Annotated in this window: 15 protein-coding genes; 5 read left to right on the top strand and 10 right to left on the bottom strand. The window is 70.0% G+C overall.

Annotated elements, in window-relative coordinates:
• Nucleotides 1-136: 136 nt before the first annotated feature.
• Nucleotides 137-1159 (bottom strand): zinc-dependent alcohol dehydrogenase family protein, encoded by a 1023-nt coding sequence (locus tag AB0H78_RS13800; protein ID WP_363234552.1) that lies wholly within the window; start codon nucleotides 1157-1159, stop codon nucleotides 137-139.
• A 102-nt stretch (nucleotides 1160-1261) separates the two neighbouring features.
• Between AB0H78_RS13800 and AB0H78_RS13795 the strand changes: the two genes are divergently transcribed.
• Nucleotides 1262-2197, top strand: a complete 936-nt coding sequence (locus AB0H78_RS13795; RefSeq protein ID WP_363234551.1) for an AraC family transcriptional regulator — start codon at nucleotides 1262-1264, stop codon at nucleotides 2195-2197.
• Here the strand turns inward: AB0H78_RS13795 and AB0H78_RS13790 are convergent.
• From AB0H78_RS13790 to AB0H78_RS13780, 3 genes are read right to left on the bottom strand one after another with little or no spacing between them, the layout of a single operon-like run.
• Complete coding sequence (locus AB0H78_RS13790; protein ID WP_363234550.1) at nucleotides 2179-2850, bottom strand: hypothetical protein; 672 nt, start codon at nucleotides 2848-2850, stop codon at nucleotides 2179-2181. The genes AB0H78_RS13795 and AB0H78_RS13790 overlap by 19 nt on opposite strands.
• Nucleotides 2851-2852: 2 nt before the next feature.
• Nucleotides 2853-5441, bottom strand: a complete 2589-nt coding sequence (locus tag AB0H78_RS13785; protein ID WP_363234549.1) for a bifunctional FO biosynthesis protein CofGH — start codon at nucleotides 5439-5441, stop codon at nucleotides 2853-2855.
• Nucleotides 5438-6280 (bottom strand): LLM class F420-dependent oxidoreductase, encoded by an 843-nt coding sequence (locus AB0H78_RS13780; protein WP_363234548.1) that lies wholly within the window; start codon nucleotides 6278-6280, stop codon nucleotides 5438-5440. The genes AB0H78_RS13785 and AB0H78_RS13780 overlap by 4 nt, the downstream gene beginning before the upstream one ends.
• A gap of 103 nt (nucleotides 6281-6383) precedes the next feature.
• On the opposite strand from AB0H78_RS13780, the gene AB0H78_RS13775 reads away from it, so the two are divergent.
• The 3 genes from AB0H78_RS13775 (at nucleotide 6384) to AB0H78_RS13765 (ending at nucleotide 8530) form a co-directional block, all read left to right on the top strand.
• On the top strand, nucleotides 6384-6605 hold the full coding sequence (locus AB0H78_RS13775) for a hypothetical protein (protein WP_363234547.1): 222 nt from the start codon (nucleotides 6384-6386) through the stop codon (nucleotides 6603-6605).
• Between the two features lie 26 nt (nucleotides 6606-6631).
• A complete protein-coding gene (locus tag AB0H78_RS13770) occupies nucleotides 6632-6964 on the top strand; it encodes a hypothetical protein (protein WP_363234546.1) in 333 nt (110 codons plus the stop codon).
• Nucleotides 6965-7036: 72 nt separating this feature from the next.
• The gene (locus AB0H78_RS13765) at nucleotides 7037-8530 is read left to right on the top strand and encodes a CehA/McbA family metallohydrolase (protein ID WP_363234545.1); all 1494 of its coding nucleotides are present in this window, start codon (nucleotides 7037-7039) and stop codon (nucleotides 8528-8530) included.
• 20 nt (nucleotides 8531-8550) lie between these two features.
• Here the strand turns inward: AB0H78_RS13765 and AB0H78_RS13760 are convergent, their stop codons facing one another.
• The 6 genes from AB0H78_RS13760 to AB0H78_RS13735 all read right to left on the bottom strand — a co-directional run bounded on the left by AB0H78_RS13760 (nucleotide 8551) and on the right by AB0H78_RS13735 (nucleotide 15888).
• Nucleotides 8551-9462: a hypothetical protein gene (locus AB0H78_RS13760; protein ID WP_363234544.1), complete on the bottom strand. Its 912-nt coding sequence runs from the start codon at nucleotides 9460-9462 to the stop codon at nucleotides 8551-8553.
• Between the two features lie 95 nt (nucleotides 9463-9557).
• On the bottom strand, nucleotides 9558-11015 hold the full coding sequence (locus AB0H78_RS13755) for an aldehyde dehydrogenase family protein (RefSeq protein ID WP_363234543.1): 1458 nt from the start codon (nucleotides 11013-11015) through the stop codon (nucleotides 9558-9560).
• Complete coding sequence (locus tag AB0H78_RS13750) at nucleotides 11012-12751, bottom strand: D-aminoacylase (protein WP_363234542.1); 1740 nt, start codon at nucleotides 12749-12751, stop codon at nucleotides 11012-11014. Before AB0H78_RS13750 ends, AB0H78_RS13755 begins: the two co-directional genes overlap by 4 nt.
• Nucleotides 12752-12893: 142 nt before the next feature.
• A complete protein-coding gene (locus tag AB0H78_RS13745) occupies nucleotides 12894-14027 on the bottom strand; it encodes an LLM class flavin-dependent oxidoreductase (RefSeq protein WP_363234541.1) in 1134 nt (377 codons plus the stop codon).
• A 118-nt stretch (nucleotides 14028-14145) separates the two neighbouring features.
• Nucleotides 14146-14931, bottom strand: a complete 786-nt coding sequence (locus tag AB0H78_RS13740) for a glucose 1-dehydrogenase (protein WP_363234540.1) — start codon at nucleotides 14929-14931, stop codon at nucleotides 14146-14148.
• A 12-nt stretch (nucleotides 14932-14943) separates the two neighbouring features.
• On the bottom strand, nucleotides 14944-15888 hold the full coding sequence (locus AB0H78_RS13735) for a TIGR03619 family F420-dependent LLM class oxidoreductase (RefSeq protein ID WP_363234539.1): 945 nt from the start codon (nucleotides 15886-15888) through the stop codon (nucleotides 14944-14946).
• Between the two features lie 260 nt (nucleotides 15889-16148).
• Here AB0H78_RS13735 and AB0H78_RS13730 point away from each other — a divergent pair, with 260 nt between their 5' ends.
• Entirely contained in the window at nucleotides 16149-18395 is a 2247-nt protein-coding gene (locus AB0H78_RS13730) for an MMPL family transporter (RefSeq protein ID WP_363234538.1), read from the top strand.
• Nucleotides 18396-18398 lie beyond the last annotated feature (3 nt).

The following is an 18398-nucleotide window of genomic DNA, read 5'->3' as shown; positions in this document are numbered from 1 at the left end:
TCAAAAGGCCGGCTCCCCCTCACAGTTCCCCCCTGAGACACCGAACCTGAACGCGGCCCGCCCGCCGGGCGACCTCCGCGCGGTCATACTGCCAGGGAATTTGAACACGTTCAAGCCATCTCCGCGCAGGACGCGGTCAGTCCGCCACGCGGACCACGATCTTGCCCGTGTGCGTGTTCGTCTCCATCAGGCGGTGGGCGTCCTGGATGCGGTCCAGGCCTTCGAAGACCTCCGCGATCACGGGGCGGAGGCTTCCGTCGCGCAGGCCCGCGTGGAGGAAAGCGTCGAAGCGGCGGCGGTATGCGGGTCGGGCGCTGAAGGCCACGTTGTTGTACGTGTGGATCGTCTGGGGCCAGGACATGGGCAGCGCGATCGGGCGGGGGTCCAGCCAGCCGTAGAGGACGATCGTGGCGCCCTCCTTGAGGCCTGCCGCGCGGGCCGGGAGGTCGGGGCCGCCGATCGCGTCGAAGAGGATGTCCGCCCCCTTGCCGCCGGTGATGCGGAGTGTCTCCTTTGCCGGGTCCGACTCCTCCTCCACCAGGACGTGTTCCGCTCCTGCTTCGAGGAGTTGGCGGCGCTTGGCCGTCGTGCGGGTCGTGGCGATGGGGATCGCGCCGATGCGGCGGGCCACCTGGAGCGCGGCCGTGCCCACGCCGCTCGACGCCCCCGTGATCACCACGTGGTCGCCGGGCCTGATGCCCGCCGTTTCGAGGAGTGCGCCGTACGCCGTCGAGTACGTCAGCCAGGCCGCCGCCCCGGTGATCGCGTCCACCGTGGCGGGGCGGGCGACCACCGCGCTCTCCGGGAGGACCACGCGGTCGCCGTACACGCCCTGGGCGCTCATCTCGATGCCGGGACCCGTCATCACCAGGTCGCCGGGGGCGAACGCGGTGACCTCCGCGCCCACCGCCTCCACCACGCCTGCCGCCTCGTAGCCGAGGCGGGAGCCGGGGAGGGCGGCCGGGTAGTAGTACGCGCCGGACCGGAAGAGGGCTTCGGCGCGGTTCAGGCCCAACGCCTGGACCCTGATGAGGAGTTCAGTGGGGGCGGGTGCCGGCAGGAGGACGTCCTCGATCTTCAGGACCTCCGGGCCTCCGATCTCGTCGAAGCGCACTGCGCGGGCGGGAATCTTCGCTGTCGTCGTCGTGGTCTTCGTCATGGGAGAAACGCTAGGCGCGGGTGTGTGGACGCTCCATGCCTCACCGTCCTCGATTCATGTCCGTCCGTCTCGATGTATCGCGCTTCGCGCTACCGTTCGGACATGGACGTACTCAGCGATGCCATCGCCGCCATGCGCCTGGGGCGGCCGCACTCCGCGCTCCGTGACAAGTACGCGCCCTGGGGCTTCCGGTTCGGTGCCGTCGACGGGGCCGGATTCCATGTGATCCTGCGCGGAACCGCCTGGCTCCTTCCCGGGGAGACGTGCGAGGACAGGGCTCCCGTCGCGCTCGGGCCCGGGGACGTCGTCTTCCTCGCGCATGGGCGCGGGCATGTGCTCGTGGGTGAACTGGGGGCCGAGATCGAGGACTTCGGTCCGCTGGCCGACGGCTCCTGGCCCGCCGCTCCGCCCCGCCGCACCACGGGCCCCGCCCCCGACGCGGTCACCCTGTGCGGCGCCTACCGCTTCGACCGGTCCCGGGCACACCCCCTGCTCGCCGACCTGCCCGACGTCGTACACCTGCCCGCACGCGTCGGCGCCCACCCCGCGCTGCGCGCCGTCGTCGAACTGCTCGGAGCCGAACTCGACTCGCCACAGCCCGGATCCGACACCATCACCGCGGCACTTCTCGACACCATGCTGCTGTACATCCTGCGCGCCTGGTGGCTGCGCGAGCGGCCCGGCGACGGGATGCACCCCACCAGCTGGTCGGCCGCACTGCGCGACCCGGGAGTGGCGCATGCGCTTCAAGCCATGCATGAACGGCCCGAACATCCCTGGACCGTCGCGGAGTTGGGGGCGGAGTCGGGCTCGTCCCGCGCCGCCTTCGCCCGGCGGTTCGCGGCCACGGTGGGGATGCCGCCTCTCACCTATCTGACGTGGTGGCGGATGACCAAGGCGGGGAAGCTCCTGCGCGAGGATGACCTGCCCCTGCGGGTCGTCGCCGAACAGGCCGGTTACGCCACGGAGTTCGCCTTCGCCAAGGCCTTCAAGCGGGAGTTCGGCATCGCACCGGGGACCTACCGCAGGTCCGCCTGAGCGCGCCACTGGTCGCAGTACTCGATGTGGAGCTCGCGCGCGTCGCCGCCCAGGGTGCCGTCATTCCAGTGGAACTGCCTGCAGTAGTGCGGGGACGACGGATGCCGGATGGCCTGGCCCGGCCCCTCTCTGGCCACGTCCAGGAAATGGCGGGCCGTCTCGCCGAACACCTTCGCGCTGCCGGTCATGAACAGCGTCTCGGCGTGGACGTGCTGGTGGAAGAGGTCCCGGTTCTCGCGGTGATGCCTGGCGTCGTAGTCGATCTCGGGCTCGGACGCGGGAGGCGCCTTCGGCAGGTCCACCGTCTGTGGGCGGCCCTGGCCGAGGCGGGCGCGTACCTCTTTCCAGCGCGACGGCGCGAACTGCAGGGAATGGTGCAGGAGTACGAGGTCGAGCCGGCGTGCCCCAGGCCATTCCAGCTCGTCGGGCGGGGGTTGGTTCGTACGCAGCGGGATGTGGATCAGGGTGCGCGGCGAGGTCGCGGCCAGGGTCCACAGGGCGCCGATGTGCTGCGCCGCCTCGGCGTCCAGGGACGCGTTGAGGTAGTGGTCGCGGTCCGTCAGGACGGCGTGCCGCAGCGGGCGCGCCGGCCTGATGACTTTGAACCGGGCCGCGCCCAGCGCGACTTCGTGGACCCTGACCGGCAGTTTCACCGTCAGTCGCCCAGCACCGGGAGGAGCTCGGGGAGGTGGCCGTCGGAGGCCCGCGCCGCCGCGATCCGCTCCTCGGGGACCTCGCCGTACAGGGTGGTGCGCGGCCGGGCGGGGCGGCCTGCCGCCTCGGCCACCGCGATGAGGTCCTGCACGGACTTGTACGAGCCGTACGACGAGCCCGCCATGCGCGAGATCGTCTCCTCCATCAGCGTGCCGCCCAGGTCGTTCGCGCCCGAGCGCAGCATCTCCGCCGCGCCCTCCGTGCCGAGCTTCACCCAGCTCGTCTGGATGTTGGGGATCCACGGGTGCAGGAGGAGCCTCGCCATGGCCGTCACCGCGCGGTTGTCGCGGTCGGTCGGGCCGGGGCGGGCGATGCCGGCCAGGTAGACCGGGGCGTTGGTGTGGATGAAGGGGAGCGTCACGAACTCCGTGAAGCCGCCGGTCTCCTGCTGGATCCGCGCCAGCGTGCGGAAGTGGCCCAGCCAGTGGCGGGGCTGGTCCACGTGGCCGTACATCATCGTGGAGGAGGAGCGGATGCCCAGGGAGTGCGCGGTCTTCACCACGTCGATCCAGTCGGCCGTGGGGAGCTTGCCCTTCGTCAGGATCCAGCGGACCTCGTCGTCCAGGATCTCCGCCGCCGTCCCCGGAATCGAGCCCAGGCCCGCCGCCTTCGCCTCCGTCAGCCACTCGCGGATGGACATTCCGGTGCGGGTCGCGCCGTTGACGACCTCCATCGGGGAGAACGCGTGGACGTGCATGTCCGGGACGCGTTCGCGCACCGCCCGTGCGATGTCGAAGTACGCCGTCCCGGGGAGGTCCGGGTGGATGCCTCCCTGCATGCAGACCTCGACCGCACCGACGTCCCAGGCCTGTTCGGCGCGGTCGGCGACCTGCGAGAGAGACAAGGTGTAGGCGTCGGCGTCCGTACGGCGCTGGGCGAAGGCGCAGAAGCGGCAGCCGGTGTAGCAGACATTGGTGAAGTTGATGTTGCGGGTGACGATGTACGTGACGTCGTCACCCACCACGTCCCGCCTCAACTCGTCCGCGATACGGCAGAGTTCGTCGAGCGCCGGGCCGTCCGCGTGGAGCAGTGCGAGCGCCTGGGCGTCCGTCAGCTTCGTCGGGTCCGCCGCCGCCTGGGACAGCGCTTCCTTCACGTCCGCGTCGATACGTGACGGCACCATGCCCGGCGCCGCCTGCTCGCGCAGGGCCTCCCAGTCGCCGTACACCTCGTCGAAGTCCTCACGGCGGTCCGACGTGCGGCCCGTCGTGTCGATGGTCTGGTGCAGGTCCGTGCGGCCGGCGCTCGTGAAGCCCTCGTCCGGTTCCTGCCAGGGCAGGCCCCGGACCGGAGCCGATGCGTTCGCCAGGCCGGTCCCCGCCGGGTCTGCCAGCGCCCGCACGTGCGGCAGCAGGCGCGGGTCCAGCCACGGCTCGCCGCGCTGCACGAACTCCGGGTAGATGCACAGGCGTTCACGCATCTCGAAGCCCGCGGCAGCCGATTTCGACGTCAGCTCCTCGATCTGCGGCCACGGGCGCTCCGGGTTCACGTGGTCGATCGTCAGCGGCGAAATCCCGCCCCAGTCGTCGATGCCCGCGCCGATGAGCCGCCCGTACTCCCCCGCGACCAGATTCGGCGGGGCCTGGAGGCAGGCGGCCGGGCCCATGATGTGGCGGGCTACCGCGACCGTGGCCACCAGGTCGTCGAGTTCCGCGTCGGGCATGCCGCGCATCGCCGTGTCCGGCTTGGCGCGGAAGTTCTGGATGATCAGTTCCTGGATGCCGTGGTACGAGCGCGAGACGCGGCGCAGCGCGAAGAGGGAGTCCGCGCGCTCCTCGTACGTCTCGCCGATCCCGATCAGCAGCCCGCTCGTGAAGGGGACGGAGGAGCGGCCCGCATCCTCCAGCACCCGCAGCCGTACGGCCGGTTCCTTGTCCGGGGAGCCGTAGTGCGGGCCGCCCGGCTCGGACCAGAGCCGCGTCGCCGTCGTCTCCAGCATCATGCCCATCGACGGGGCGACCGGCTTGAGCCGCTGGAAGTCCGTCCAGGACAGGACCCCCGGGTTGAGGTGCGGGAGCAGCCCCGTCTCCTCAAGGATGCGGATCGACATGGCCCGTACGTAGGCGATCGTGTCGTCGTACCCCTCCGCCTCCAGCCACTCGCGCGCCTCGGGCCACCGCTCCTCCGGCTTGTCGCCGAGGGTGATCAGGGCTTCCTTGCAGCCCATTTCGGCACCGCGCCGCGCGATGTCGAGAACCTCGTCCGGCGACATGAACATCCCGTGCCCGGCGGCCCGCAGCTTGCCGGGGACGGTGACGAAGGTGCAGTAGTGGCACTTGTCGCGGCAGAGGCGGGTGAGGGGGATGAAGACGCTCTTGGAGTACGTGATGACACCGGGCCGTCCCGCCGCCTCCAGCCCGGCGTCGCGCACCCGGGCCGCCGAAGCGGTCAGGTCGTCCAGGTCGGTGCCGCGCGCCTGGAGGAGCACTGCGGCTTCGGTGACGTCGAGGGCGACACCGTCCCTGGCGCGCCTGAGGGCGCGGCGCATGGCGTTGGCCGTGGGTCCGGGCTGCTGAGCGCTGATCGTCATTTGTCGAGCATACGAGCGAAGTCGTCGAGGGTCTTCAGCACCTCGGCCTCCCCGGCGGGCGGCAGCTGGAGTACGACCTCCTCGACGCCGAGCGAGGCGTAGTGCGCGAGCTTCCCGGGGTTGGGGAGGACCGCGTACGGGACGATCTCGAGCGCGCCCGGGTCGCGGCCCGCGTCCTCCCAGACCCGGCGCAGCACCGGCACCGACTCGGTGAGGCCGCGGCCGCCGATGGGCATCCAGCCGTCCGCGTACTCGGCGATGTGGGCGAAGAGCTTGGGGCCCGCCGCGCCGCCGATCAGGGTGCGGGGGGCGCCGCCGGAGACCGGCTTGGGGTAGGCATGGCTGGCGCGCACCGATCCGAACTCCCCCTTGTACGCAGTCGGTTCGGCGGCCCAGAGTGCCCGCATCAGCGCCATCCGGTCCCTGGTGAGGTCACGCCGACTGCGCCAGTCGACTCCGTGGTCGGCGGCCTCCTCGACGTTCCAGCCGTAGCCCAGGCCGAGGGTGAAGCGGCCGCCGGAGACGTGGTCGAGGGTGGCGATCTGCTTGGCGAGGGCGATCGGGTCGTGCTCGGCGACCAGCGTGATGCCGGTGCCGAGGGTGAGGTTCCGGGTGACCGCGGCGGCCTGGGCGAGGGCGACGAAGGGGTCCAGGGTGCGGCCGTATTCGGCGGGGAGGATCCCGTCCGGGGAGCCGGGGTAGGGCGTCGTCCGCTCGACGGGGATGTGGGTGTGTTCGGGGAGGTAGAGGCCGTCGAAGCCGCGCTCTTCGAGTGCTCGGGCGATGCGGACGGGCGTGATGGTCTCGTCCGTGAGGAAGATCGTGGTGCCGATGCGCATGACCCGGGCTCCTCTGCTGGGTGTCTGGTGGCGGGCAGAGGGTACGCCGTAGGTTGCCAAATGCCGATAGCCATCGGCCGCACAGCCAACGGGAGGAAACACCTTGCACACCCGCAAAGCCCTGTCGGGGCTCGTGCTCGCAGTGAGCATGGTGCTGGGGGCGCCCGCGGCCGCGTACGCAGCCGTGGACAGAACGCGCCACCACTACCACTCGCACAGCACCGGCAGCGGGGGGTCGTCCGGCTGGATGATCTTCATCGCGATCGCGGTCCTCGTGATCGTCCTGATCGTCTACGCGGTCAAGAAGTCCAACAGCTCCTCATGAGGCACCACCAACGGGAGGAATGAATCGTGCACACCCGCAAGGCCATCACAACCCTCGTGCTCACGGGGAGTCTGGTGCTGGGCGCACCCGCCGCCTCGTACGCCGTGGCACGCACCGGCGTGACGCAGAGCCAGAGCCAGAACCAGGTCCAGCACCGGTCGGCCGCCATCGGCGACTCCCACCGGACCACTGCCACCACGACCACCACCGATGCCGCCGCGCAGCACATCAACAAGCTCAAGAAGAAGAAAAAGAAGAAGAAGAGCTCGGGCATCGGCTGGATCGTCATCCTGCTGATCGTGATCATCATCGCGGCCGTGATCGTGTACGCCATCAGCCGCTCCCGCAAACGCGATTGATGCACTCAGGCATCATCTGACGACTCCCTTCCCTTTCCGCCCGGTTCACGGCTCAATACCAGCATGCGACCCATGACTGGAGCGAGCGGATCGAGCGGATCGTTGGGACGACGCGGGCTGCTGGTGACGGGTGCGGCCTCCGCGCTTACGTTGGGAAGCGTGAGCTTCGCGAGCGCGGACGGCGAGCAGACCAGGACCGTGCGGGGGACGCTGCCGCCCGGTTCGCCCGACTTCGTCTACCTGCCGGTGGACGTCCCGCGCGGGGTCCGGGAGCTGGCGGTCTCGTACACGTACGAGAAGGCGGTCGTCCCGGCCGGGACCCAGAACAACGCGCTCGACATCGGCATCTTCGACGAGCGCGGCACGGATCTGGGCGGCCGGGGCTTCCGGGGCTGGTCGGGCGGCGCGCGCACGGAGTTCTTCATCCGGGGCGACGAGGCGACCCCCGGCTACCTCGCTGGCCCGGTGCGCGCCGGGACCTGGCACATCGCGCTGGGCCCGTACACGACGGCCCCCGAGGGCCTTCCGTACGCCGTCACGATCACCCTCCGCTACGGAAAGACGCCCGCGACCCCCGCCCCCGTGTACCCGCCGGAGCGGGCCAGGGGCCGCGGCCGCGCCTGGTACCGGGGCGACTGCCACATCCACTCCGTCCACTCCGACGGCAAGCGGACGCCCGCGCAGATCGCGGCGCTGGCACGGGCGGCGGGCCTCGACTTCATCAACACCAGTGAGCACAACACGAGTTCGGGGCACAGGGCCTGGGCGGGCCTGTGGGGCGACGACCTCCTCATCCTCACCGGCGAGGAGATCACCACCCGCAACGGCCACGTGGTCGCGCTCGGCACCGACCCCGGCACCTTCGTCGACTGGCGCTATCGCGCCCGCGACAACCGCTTCGGTCACTTCGCCCGCGAGGTGCGCCGGGCGGGCGGCCTGGTGGTCCCCGCACACCCGCACGCCACCTGCATCGGCTGCAACTGGAAGTTCGGCTTCGGCGAGGCGGACGCGGTGGAGGTCTGGAACGGCCCCTACACGGTCGACGACGAGGTCTCGCTCGCCGACTGGGACAACACCCTTGTTTCAGGGCGTGGTTGGACCCCGGCGATGGGCAACAGCGACGCCCACAAGGACCCCGACGCGATCGGCACACCGCAGACGGTGGTCCTCGCCGACGACCTCACCCGGGAAGCGATCCAGGCGGGCATCCGCGCCGGCCACTCGTACATCGCCGAGTCCTCCAAGGTCTCGCTGACCTTCGGAGCGGCGGGCGGGCGCGGCCTGCACGCGGGGATCGGCGAGCGGCTGGAGGTGGAGAAGGACGCACCCGTGACCGTACGTCTCGAAGTGACCGGGGCGCCGGGCTGCACGCTGCACTTCGTGACGGACCAGGGGACGCTGTTCACCTCCGCACCGCTCCCGCCCTCGGGGGCGGGCACGGCGGAGTGGTCGACCACGGCGGCGTACGCGGCATATGTACGGGCCGAGGTCCGGCACGCGCCGGTCGTCCCGGGCCTGCCGGGACCGTTCGCCGCGCTCACGAACCCGGTGTTCCTGGGAGCGTGACCGCCCCCAGGGGCGGGCGCTCAGCCCCCGGGCTCGAACAGGTCCCCGGCGTCGCTCGCCGTGAGCGCCCGGTCGAACCACGCCTCGATCTCCTGAAGGTCCCGAGATGCCTCGATCCGCTCACGCACCGGGTCGGGGACGGCAAGTCCGCGCCGGTCGAGGATGCGCAGCACGTCTTCGATGCCCTTCTGCATACGTCCCGTCTCAAGGCCTTCCTCGCGGCCTTCCTCGCGGCCTTCCTGGCGCAGGCGCATCGACGTCTCGGAGCGGAAGAAGGAAAGGTCGACGGCCATCAGTTGCCTCCAGATCGTGGCGCCCGGGTAGCTGCCCAGGCCGAGTTCGGTCAGCTCTGCGAAGATCGCTGCGGTCTCTTCGTCGGTGGCTTTCAGTGCCTCGGCAAGTCTCTCCAGTATGGCAGCGACGCCCGGGTCCCTGCCGTGTGTAATGGCCGAGAGCGTCGCCAGCGGAATATCGCGCGCCGCTTCGTCCGCAGAGGCCACCACCGGCACATTGTGCGGGCCCAGGACCAGCGGACGCATGGTGAGCAGAGGCCAGACCGCGGGGCCGACCGTGAAGGGCCCCGAGGCCCATCGGGCGGTGGCCTTGTCCTGGCAGGTGACCAGGAGGATGACGGGGAGCTGGTACTTGGCGTGCAGGTGGGCCGCGTAATAGCACCAGCTCGCCGGCTTGCGCGGGTCCGGCCTGCTCTGCGCCTCCACCGCCAGCAGGTAGGCGCTTCCGTCGGCCGTCTCCATCCGCAGCAACGTATCGACCCGCCGCTCCAGCGGCTCGGTCTCCGTCAGGTCCGTCGGCATCAGCGCCGTCTCGACCGGCTCGGGGAAGTCGAGCCCCAGCGTTCTGAAGGTGCGGCCGAAGACACCGGGATCCTTCTGGAAGATCCGGTGCAGGGCTTCGTGTGAGGAAGTGACCATGAGCGCGAAGCTAGGGAGATCCACTTCCCAGCGCAGGCATACGAAGGCGGGCCACCCTCACGAGTGACCCGCCCCCGGCCTCCAGATCGCCCAAGTCACCCCGGCCAGACGATCGACTGCATCTCGCTGTACGCGTGCAGCGCGTACGAGCCCACGTCGCGCCCCACCCCGCTCTGCTTGAACCCGCCGAACGGCGCCTCCATGTTCCGGCCGATCGTGTTCACGCCGACCCCGCCCGCGCGCAGCCGCCGCGCGACCCGGAAGGCCTTCGCCACGTCCCCCGACCAGACATAGTCGAGGAGCCCGTAGTCGCTGTCGTTGGCGAGCGCGATGCCTTCCTCCTCCTCGTCGAAGGGGACGACCACGACGACGGGCCCGAAGATCTCCTCCCGTACGACCCGCATGTCGTTGGTGCAGTCCGCGAGCAGCGTCGGCGCGACATAGAACCCCCGCTCCATGGAAGGCCGTTCACCCCCCGCGACGACCGTCGCCCCCTCCTTCTTACCGAGCTCAACATACGACTCGACCCGGTCGCGGTGGGCGGCGGAGATCACCGGACCGACCACCGTCCCCCTCTCCCCCGGATCCCCCACCTTCATGAACCCGATGTACCCGGCCAGCTTCTCGACCAGCTGGTCGTAGATCCCGCGCTGCGCGAGCACCCGCGTGGGAGCCGTGCAGATCTGCCCGCTGTAGAAGGCGTACGTCGTCCCGATCCCGGCCACCGCCGAGTCCAGATCGGCGTCGTCGAAGACGACCGCCGCGCCCTTCCCGCCCAGCTCCATCAACTGCCGCTTCATGGACCGCCCGCAGACCTCCCCGATCCGCTGCCCGACCCCCGTGGACCCGGTGAAGCTGACCATGTCCACGTCCGGCGAATCGACGGCGGCCTCCCCGACCGCGGGGGCCGACCCCGTCACCACGTTCACCACACCCCGCGGCACTCCCGCCTCCTCCAGCGCCTCCGCCATGCGGAAGACCGAGAGCGGGTCCTGCGGGGCCGGCTTCACGACGACCGTGTTGCCCATCGCGAGCGCGGGCGCGACCTTGCCCGCGGGGTTGGCCCATGGGTTGTTGTACGAGGTGATGCAGGTGACGACGCCCACCGGCTGCCGCACGGTCAGCGCCCCGAAGACCCCGGCCTTCCCCATCGGGCCCGCCTCGTTGATCTGCGGGGGCAGCGCCGCCTCCACCGGCTCAAGGGCGCCCCGCGCGTACCGCTTGAAGCGCGCGACCCCCACCGCGACCTGCATCCCGCGCGCCGTCCCGGCGGTCGCGCCGCTCTCCGCCTGGGCGAGTTCGGCGTACGGCACGAAGTTGGCCTGCATGATGCCTGCCGCCCGGTCCAGGATCGCCGCCCGCTCCTCGGGACGTGTACGGGACCAGGACCCGAAGGCCTCCTGCGCCGCCGCGGCCGCCGCGTACACCTGGTCGCGGCTCGCCTCGGGTGCGTACCCGACGACCTCCTCGGACGCCGGATTGATCACCTCATAGTGACCGCCGTCCGGCTCGATCCACTCCCCGCCCACGAACAGCCGCTGATCCGCACTCACTTGGTGGACACCGTCCTTGTGTCTCGGCCCGATCGCAGGACCTTGCCCGGGATCGCCCCGGTGATCTCGTCGTCGCGGATGGTCTCCACGCCGTTGATCCGTACGGACACGATCCCGATGGCCCGCGAGTCCAGCCGGGGCGAGTCGCCCGGCAGGTCGTGCACGAGCGTCGCCGGGCCCGCGTCGATCCGCTCCGGGTCGAAGAGCACCAGGTCGGCATGGAAACCCTCCTCCACCCGCCCCCGCTCCCGCAGCCCGAAGAGCTGCGCCGGGTCGTCGGTCAGCATCTTCACGGCCGCTTCGAGACCCACCAGTTTCCGCCCCCGCAGACAGTCCCCGATGAAGCGCGTCGTGTACGGCGCACCGCACATCCGGTCCAGGTGCGCGCCCGCGTCCGAGCCGCCCAGCATCACGTCCTCGTGCCCCCAGGTCTCCTGCCGCAGCGCCCAGCTGGCCGGGTCGTTGTCGGTCGGCATGGGCCAAAGGACGGTCCGCAGCTGGTCGTTGGAGCAGATCTCGACGAGGGTCTGGAAGGCGTCCTGGCCGCGTTCGGCGGCGATGTCCTTCACCACACGCCCGCTCAGACCCTCGTTCGCCGCGGAGAACGTGTCCCCGATGACGTACCGGCCGAAGTTGGCGAGCCGCCGGAAGACCCCGGCCTCCTTGGAGTCCGCGCGCCGCAGCATCTCGGCCCGCACCCCCGCGTCGCTCAGCTTCTCGATGCGCTCCTCGACGGGGAGCCCGAGGATCTCGCCCCACCCCGGTATCAGGTTCAGTGCGCAGAAGGTGCCGAGCGACATGTTCATCGGGGTGAGGATCGGCATGGTCAGCGCGACGATCCGGCCGCCCGACTTCCGCGCGCGCTCGCTCGCCTCCAGCTGGCGCGGTACGCGCTCGGGGACGGAGGCGTCGATCGTCAGGACGTTCCAGTTCAGGGGCCGTCCGGCGGCCGCGCTCATCTCGACGAAGAGATCGATCTCCTCGTCGGCGAACTGGTCCAGGCATCCCGCCACGATCGCCTCGATCTGGGTGCCCTCGTGCTCGCCGATGGCCTTCGACAGGGCCAGCAGCTCGGCAGGCTTGGCGTGGCGCGAGGCGACCGGCTTCCCGTCGCCGTCGGAGTGCGTGGAGGACTGGGTGGTGGAGAGCCCCCAGGCGCCCGCCTCCATCGCCTCGTGGAAGAGCCGCAGCATGGCCGCGAGCTGCTCCTCGCTCGGCTGCCCGCCGACCGCGTCGGGTCCCATCACATGCCGCCGCAGCGCACAATGCCCCACCATGAAACCGGCGTTGACGGCGATGCGCCCTTCCAGCGCATCCAGATACTCCCCGAAGGTGGACCAGTTCCAGGGCGCGCCTTCCTCCAGTGCGACGAGCGACATGCCCTCGACCTTGGACATCATCCGGCGCGTGTAGTCGGCGTCCTCGGGGCGGTCCGGATTGAGCGGCGCGAGGGTGAATCCGCAGTTGCCGCCGGCGACCGTCGTCACGCCGTGGTTCATGGACGGGGTGGCGTACGGGTCCCAGAAGAGCTGGGCGTCGTAGTGCGTGTGCGGGTCGACGAAGCCGGGGGTCAGGACCAGCCCCGTCGCGTCCTCGCCGGTCGTCGCGTCCTCGGCGACCGTACCCGGCTCGGCGATGACGGCGATGCGGCCGTCGCGGATTCCGATGTCGGCGACGTACGAGGGGGCGCCGGTGCCGTCCACGACGGTCGCGTTGCGGATGAGGTGGTCGAGCATGGGATCAATTCCCTTCACTGCGAAGTGACTTCCGGTCATGGGTCCGGCCGGGGTGCACGGGGCAGGCCGCTGCCACGCATGCACCCCGGCCGGAACCGGACGACGGGAATCCGGGAAGATCCGCCGCCCGCTCTGCTGCTTGCTACTTGCCTGCGCCGGCTGCCTGCCGGAAGCGCGTCGTCCGGTGCACCGGGTCGGAGTCGATCTTCGGGATGACGTGCTCGCCGACGAGCCGAATCGTCTGCAGGACGTCCTCGGACTTCACCCCGATCGGGATCCCGAAGCTCAGCTGGTCGGCCCCGGCCTGCTCCCAGCGCTTGCACTGCTGGAGGACCTCGTCGGGGTCGCCGCAGATCATCAGCTCGTCCTGGATGAGGAGTTCGATGATCTCCTCGGTGAAGTCGGGGAGCATCTCGGGCCAGCGCGGCATCCCCTCGGGCAGCGGGAAGGTGTCGTGGTAGCGGAAGAGAAGGGACTGCAGCCGGTTGAGGCCGGCGCCCGCCGCGATCCGTACCGCCTCCTCGTGCGTCGGCGCGCAGATCGCGGTCGACGTCACCATGACGTTGTCGTTGACGAAGTCGCCGATCGGCTCGGCCTCCTGGATGGCGGTCTTGTACTGCTCCAGGACCCACTCCATGTCGGAGACCTTCTGGATGCTGAAGCCCAGCACCCCGAGGCCCTTCTTCGCCGCCATCGCGTACGAGGACGGGGAGCCGGCGGCGTACCACATGCCCGGGTGCGAGGCCCCGTACGGCTTGGGGAAGATCTTGCGGGGCGGCAGCGACCAGTGCTTGCCCTGGAACCCGGGGTACTCCTCCTGGAGCCACATCTTCGGGAACTCGGCGATGGTCTCTTCCCAGATCTCCTTGGTGTGGTTCATGTCGGTGATGCCCGGCATGAACCCCAGGATCTCGTGGCTTCCGGCGCCCCTCCCGCTGCCGAACTCGAAGCGTCCTTCGCTGAGATGGTCGAGCATGGCCACCTTCTCGGCGACCTTCACCGGGTGGTTGACCGGGGCGAGCGGGTTGAAGATGCCGGAGCCGAGGTGGATGCGCTCGGTGGCGTGGGCGAGGTATCCGAGGAAGACGTCATTGGCAGAGAGGTGCGAGTACTGCTCCAGGAAGTGGTGCTCGGAGGCCCAGGCGTACTTGAAGCCGGACTGGTCCGCCTGGATGACGTACTCCGTCTCCTCCATCAGCGCGTGGTGCTCCGCCTCGGGGTCGACAGCACGCCGGTCGTCCGGCACGTATCCCTGTACAAAGATCCCGAATTCCAAGGAGGTTCACCGTCCTCTGAGTTTCTGACACTGCGTCAGATATCCGATGGCTTCGACTCTGACACCGGGGCCGGGGACCGTCAATACCTGACGACCCATCAGAAGCAGTCGGGGGCGGTCAGAAGAGACTGACCCCGGCCAGCCATCCCCCGTCGATGACGAAGGGCTGTCCGGTGATGTACGAGGAGTCGTCCGCGCTGAGGAAGAGCGCCAGCTTCGCGACCTCCTCCGGCTTGCCCACGCGCTCCAGCGGCACGAGCTTCTTGTAGAGGTCGTCCAGGGCGGCGGACATCGCGTCGGCATCCGCATTGGGGTCGAGCTGGGCGGGGTTGCTCATCGGGGTGTCGATGGCGCCCGGGCACATGGCGTTGACCCGGATCTTCTTGCGCGCCAGCTCCATCGCGGCGACGCGGGTCAGCCCGAGGATGGCGGCCTTGGTGGCGGCGTACGCACCGACGACCGCCATGCCGGTGAGCGCGGTGTACGAGGCGGTGTTGACGATGGTGCCGCCGCCGGCATCCGCGATGGCGGGAGCGGTGTGCTTGATCCCCAGGAAGGCGCCGACCTGATTGACCTGCACGACCTGCTGGAACTCCTCCAGGGGCGTGTCGACGAGCTCGTTGAACCGAAGAATCCCGGCGTTGTTGACGAGCCCGTCGATCTTCCCGAAGGCCTCGACACCCGCCGCGACGGCGGCGACCCACTCCTCCTCCTGGCTCACGTCGAGATGGACGTACTTGGCGACCTTGTCCCCCAGCTCCTTGGCGAGCGCCTCGCCGAGATCGTCGAGCACATCCCCGAGGAGCACCTTCGCGCCCTCGGCGACGAAGAGCCGCGCCTCCTGCTCGCCCTGCCCGCGTGCGGCGCCGGTGATGACGACGACGCGTCCGTCAAGCTTGCCCATGTCCCGTGCTCCTCAGTTCAGTTGGGGTGCAACGTCGGCGGCGAAGGCCGCCATCTGGTCGGTGAGTTCGCTGCGGCTCCGTGAGCGGAACCGGATCTGGATCTGATGCACACCCATCTCCCCGTACTCCCTGAGGGATGCGGCGATGGCGTCGGGCTTTCCGGTGAGGGTGCGGCGGCCGGTGGGCCAGTCGGGCTCGCCGACGTACAGAGGCTCGGTGATGGCGCCGACGGTGATCGGCTCCTGCACACCGGCGGCTTCCCGCAGATCCTTCAACTTCCGGATCTGACCGGGCAGTTCACTGCGCGGATCGCCTTGCGGAAGCCACCCGTCGGCACGCTCGGCCGCCCGCCGGACGGCGGCGGGCGAGGACCCGCCGACCCAGATCGGCACGCGCTCCTGAGCGGGGCGGGGCAGCTGCCCGAGCCCGCTGAAGTCGAAGCGCTCGCCGTGGTGCTCGGGGTACTCCTCGGGCCCGAGGGCGGCCTTGAGCGCGTCGATGGTCTCGTTGAGCACGGGCCCCCGGTGCTCGAAGTCGGCCCCGACGGCGTCGAATTCCTCCTGCACGTGCCCGGCCCCGACCCCGAGGATCAGCCGTCCGCCGGAGAGGTGGTCGAGGGTCGCGTACTGCTTGGCGGTGATGAGCGGATGCCGCAGCCCGACGACGGCGACATGGCTCATCAGGCGGACGCGGGTGGTGATCCCCGCGAGGAAGCCGAGCGTGGCCACCGGGTCGTACCAGACGGTGGACATGCCCTCGGCGAGACGGCGCGGGATGGCGACGTGGTCACAGCTCGCGATGTACGCGAACCCGGAGCGGTCGGCGGTACGGGCGATCTCGGCGAGGTCGTCGGGGGTGGCCGACGCCTCCCAGGACTCGGCGTAGATGGCGCTCTGGGACTGGATGGGGAGCTGCATCCCGTACGCGAGTCGCCCCTCTGGCAGGACGTGGACCATGCGGACCCCCTACGGCCATGATCTGACGGTTCGTCAATTCCATTGCCGCACCATGGTGGTTGCTGACGGGTCATCAGACAAGGGGGTGGAGCGGGGAAGCGGAAGGATGAGGGCCTTGGGGGGCTGAGCCCCGGACCCCACCCAAAGCCCACCACCCGCCCCGCACCCCCGCACCCCACCCGCGTCAACCGATCGGTGGACGCGAAGTACAACCAGGTGATCCTCACGCCAACACCCCCCGGCCGGACAGCATTTCTCTCATGAATCAACTCCCTGTACGCGCCGCCCGCTGGAGCGCCCGGCACCCCTGGAAGGCCATCGTCGGATGGCTCGTGTTCGTGGTCCTGTGCCTCGGCATCGGCATCACGGTCGGTACGCACACCGCTCAGTCCTCCGACTTCGGCGTCGGTGAGGCCGGCCGCGCCGAGGCGATGGCGACCGAGGGCCATCTGCAGAAGAAGCCCGCCGAGCAGGTGCTGATCTCCTCGCGGTCCGGTGCGCTCGACAAGCCCGCCGCCGACGCTGCGGCGGCGGATGTCACCGCCCGGATGAAGAAGCTCCCGGAGGTCGCGTCCGTGGCCGCACCGCGCGCTTCGGCCGACGGCCGTCACCTCATGGTCAACGTGACGATGAAGGGCGCGGAACAGGACGGCAAGAAGAACGTCCCGCCGCTCACCGAACAGACCGCCGCCGTACAGAAGGCGCACCCCGACCTCCTCATCGAGGAGACCGGATCTCCCTCCATCAGCAAGGGAGTCAACGACCAGCGCGGCAAGGACCTCGCGCTCTCCGAGATGATCAGCCTGCCCGTCACGCTGGTCACCCTCCTGCTCGTCTTCGGCTCCGTCGTGATGGCCGGCGTACCGCTCCTGCTCGCGCTGACCTCCATCGCGGCCGCGATCGGCCTCTCCATGGTCGCCTCGCACCTGTCCCCCGACGCGGGCGTGGGCACCAACGTCATCCTCCTCATCGGCCTCGCGGTCGGCGTCGACTACACGCTCTTCTATCTCAAGCGCGAACGCGAGGAGCGCGCCCGCTCAGGCGGCCGCCTCAGCTCCGAAGCCCTCGTAGAACTGGCCGCAACGACCTCGGGCCGGGCGATCGTGGTCTCCGGCTTCGCGGTCATCGCCTCGACGGCCACCCTCTACCTGGCCTCCGACGTCATCTTCGCCTCGCTCGCCACCGGCACCGTCCTGGTCGTCCTGGTCGCGATGATCAGCTCTCTCACCGTCCTCCCCGCCCTGCTCGTCAAGATCGGCAAGCGCACCGAACGCCGGGCCGAGCGCCGTGCGGCCCAGGGGAAGCCCCCGACCAGGAGCACGGGAAGGGCCCAGAAGTCCGACAACGGCGGCAAGCTGTTCAACGCCCTCCTCAAGCCCGCGAGCAAGCACCCCGCGATCACGCTCTGCGTCTCGGTGCTGCTCCTGCTCGGCCTCTCGCTCCCCCTCGCCGGCCTGAAGGTGACGGAGATGCAGCGCGACACCTTCTCCCGCGACATCCCCGCCATGCAGTCGTACGACCGCCTCAACGCCGCCTACCCGGACCTGCGGGTCAAGCACCAGGTGGTCGTACGAGCCGAAGCCGCGCGTGCCACCGAAGTGGCCGCCGCCCTGACCGACCTCGGCCGCCGCGCCACGGCCGACCCGCTGTTCACCGCAACCGGACCCGGAACTCCGAAGCTCCGGACATCCGCCGACCACCGGATCACGGTCCTCGAACTCTCCGTGCCGTACGCAGGGAACTCCGAGGCCGCCGCCCGCTCCCTCGACCACATCCGCGACACCTACGTACCCGCGACGACCGGTCGCATCACAGCCGCCGAGACGGGCGTGACCGGCGACGTGGCCCGCCTCGCCGACTACCCGGCCCACCAGAACAGCAAGCTCCCCCTCGTGCTCGGCACACTGGCCCTGGTCACCTTCCTGATGACGCTGCTCGCGTTCCGCTCCGTGGTCCTGGCCCTGCTCGGTGTCGTACTCAACGCACTGTCCGCCGCCGCCTCGCTCGGTGTGCTGGTCCTGGTCTTCCAGGGCACGTGGGCGGAAGGCCTGCTGAACTTCGACTCGACAGGCTCGATCGGATCCCACGTCCTCCTCTTCCTCTTCGTGATCCTCTTCGGGCTCTCGATGGACTACCAGGTGTTCGTGGTGAGCCGGATCAGGGAGGCCGCGCTGAAGGGCGTGCCCACCCGGCAGGCGGTCATCTACGGAATCCGCAGCTCGGCGAGCGTGGTGACCAGCGCGGCCCTGGTGATGGTGACGATCTTCGGCAGCTACGTCTTCCTCCACCTGATGGAGATGAAGCAGATGGGCCTGGTGCTCGCGGTGGCGGTGCTGCTCGACGCGCTGGTCGTACGGCTCATGATCCTGCCGGCGGCCATGCTCCTGCTGGGGAACGCCAGTTGGTGGCCCTCGCGTGGAATGCGGCGGGCCCAGGCATCAGCATCAGGCTCCCCTGTGATCCAAACCACAGCCGCCGACCACGAGATGACAGCGCACGTAAGTTGAACC

Source organism: Streptomyces sp. NPDC050738 (genome assembly GCF_040654175.1).
Lineage (GTDB): Bacteria > Actinomycetota > Actinomycetes > Streptomycetales > Streptomycetaceae > Streptomyces.
Note: the sequence above shows the minus strand (reverse complement) of the source record. Positions and strands in the feature narration are given on the sequence as shown.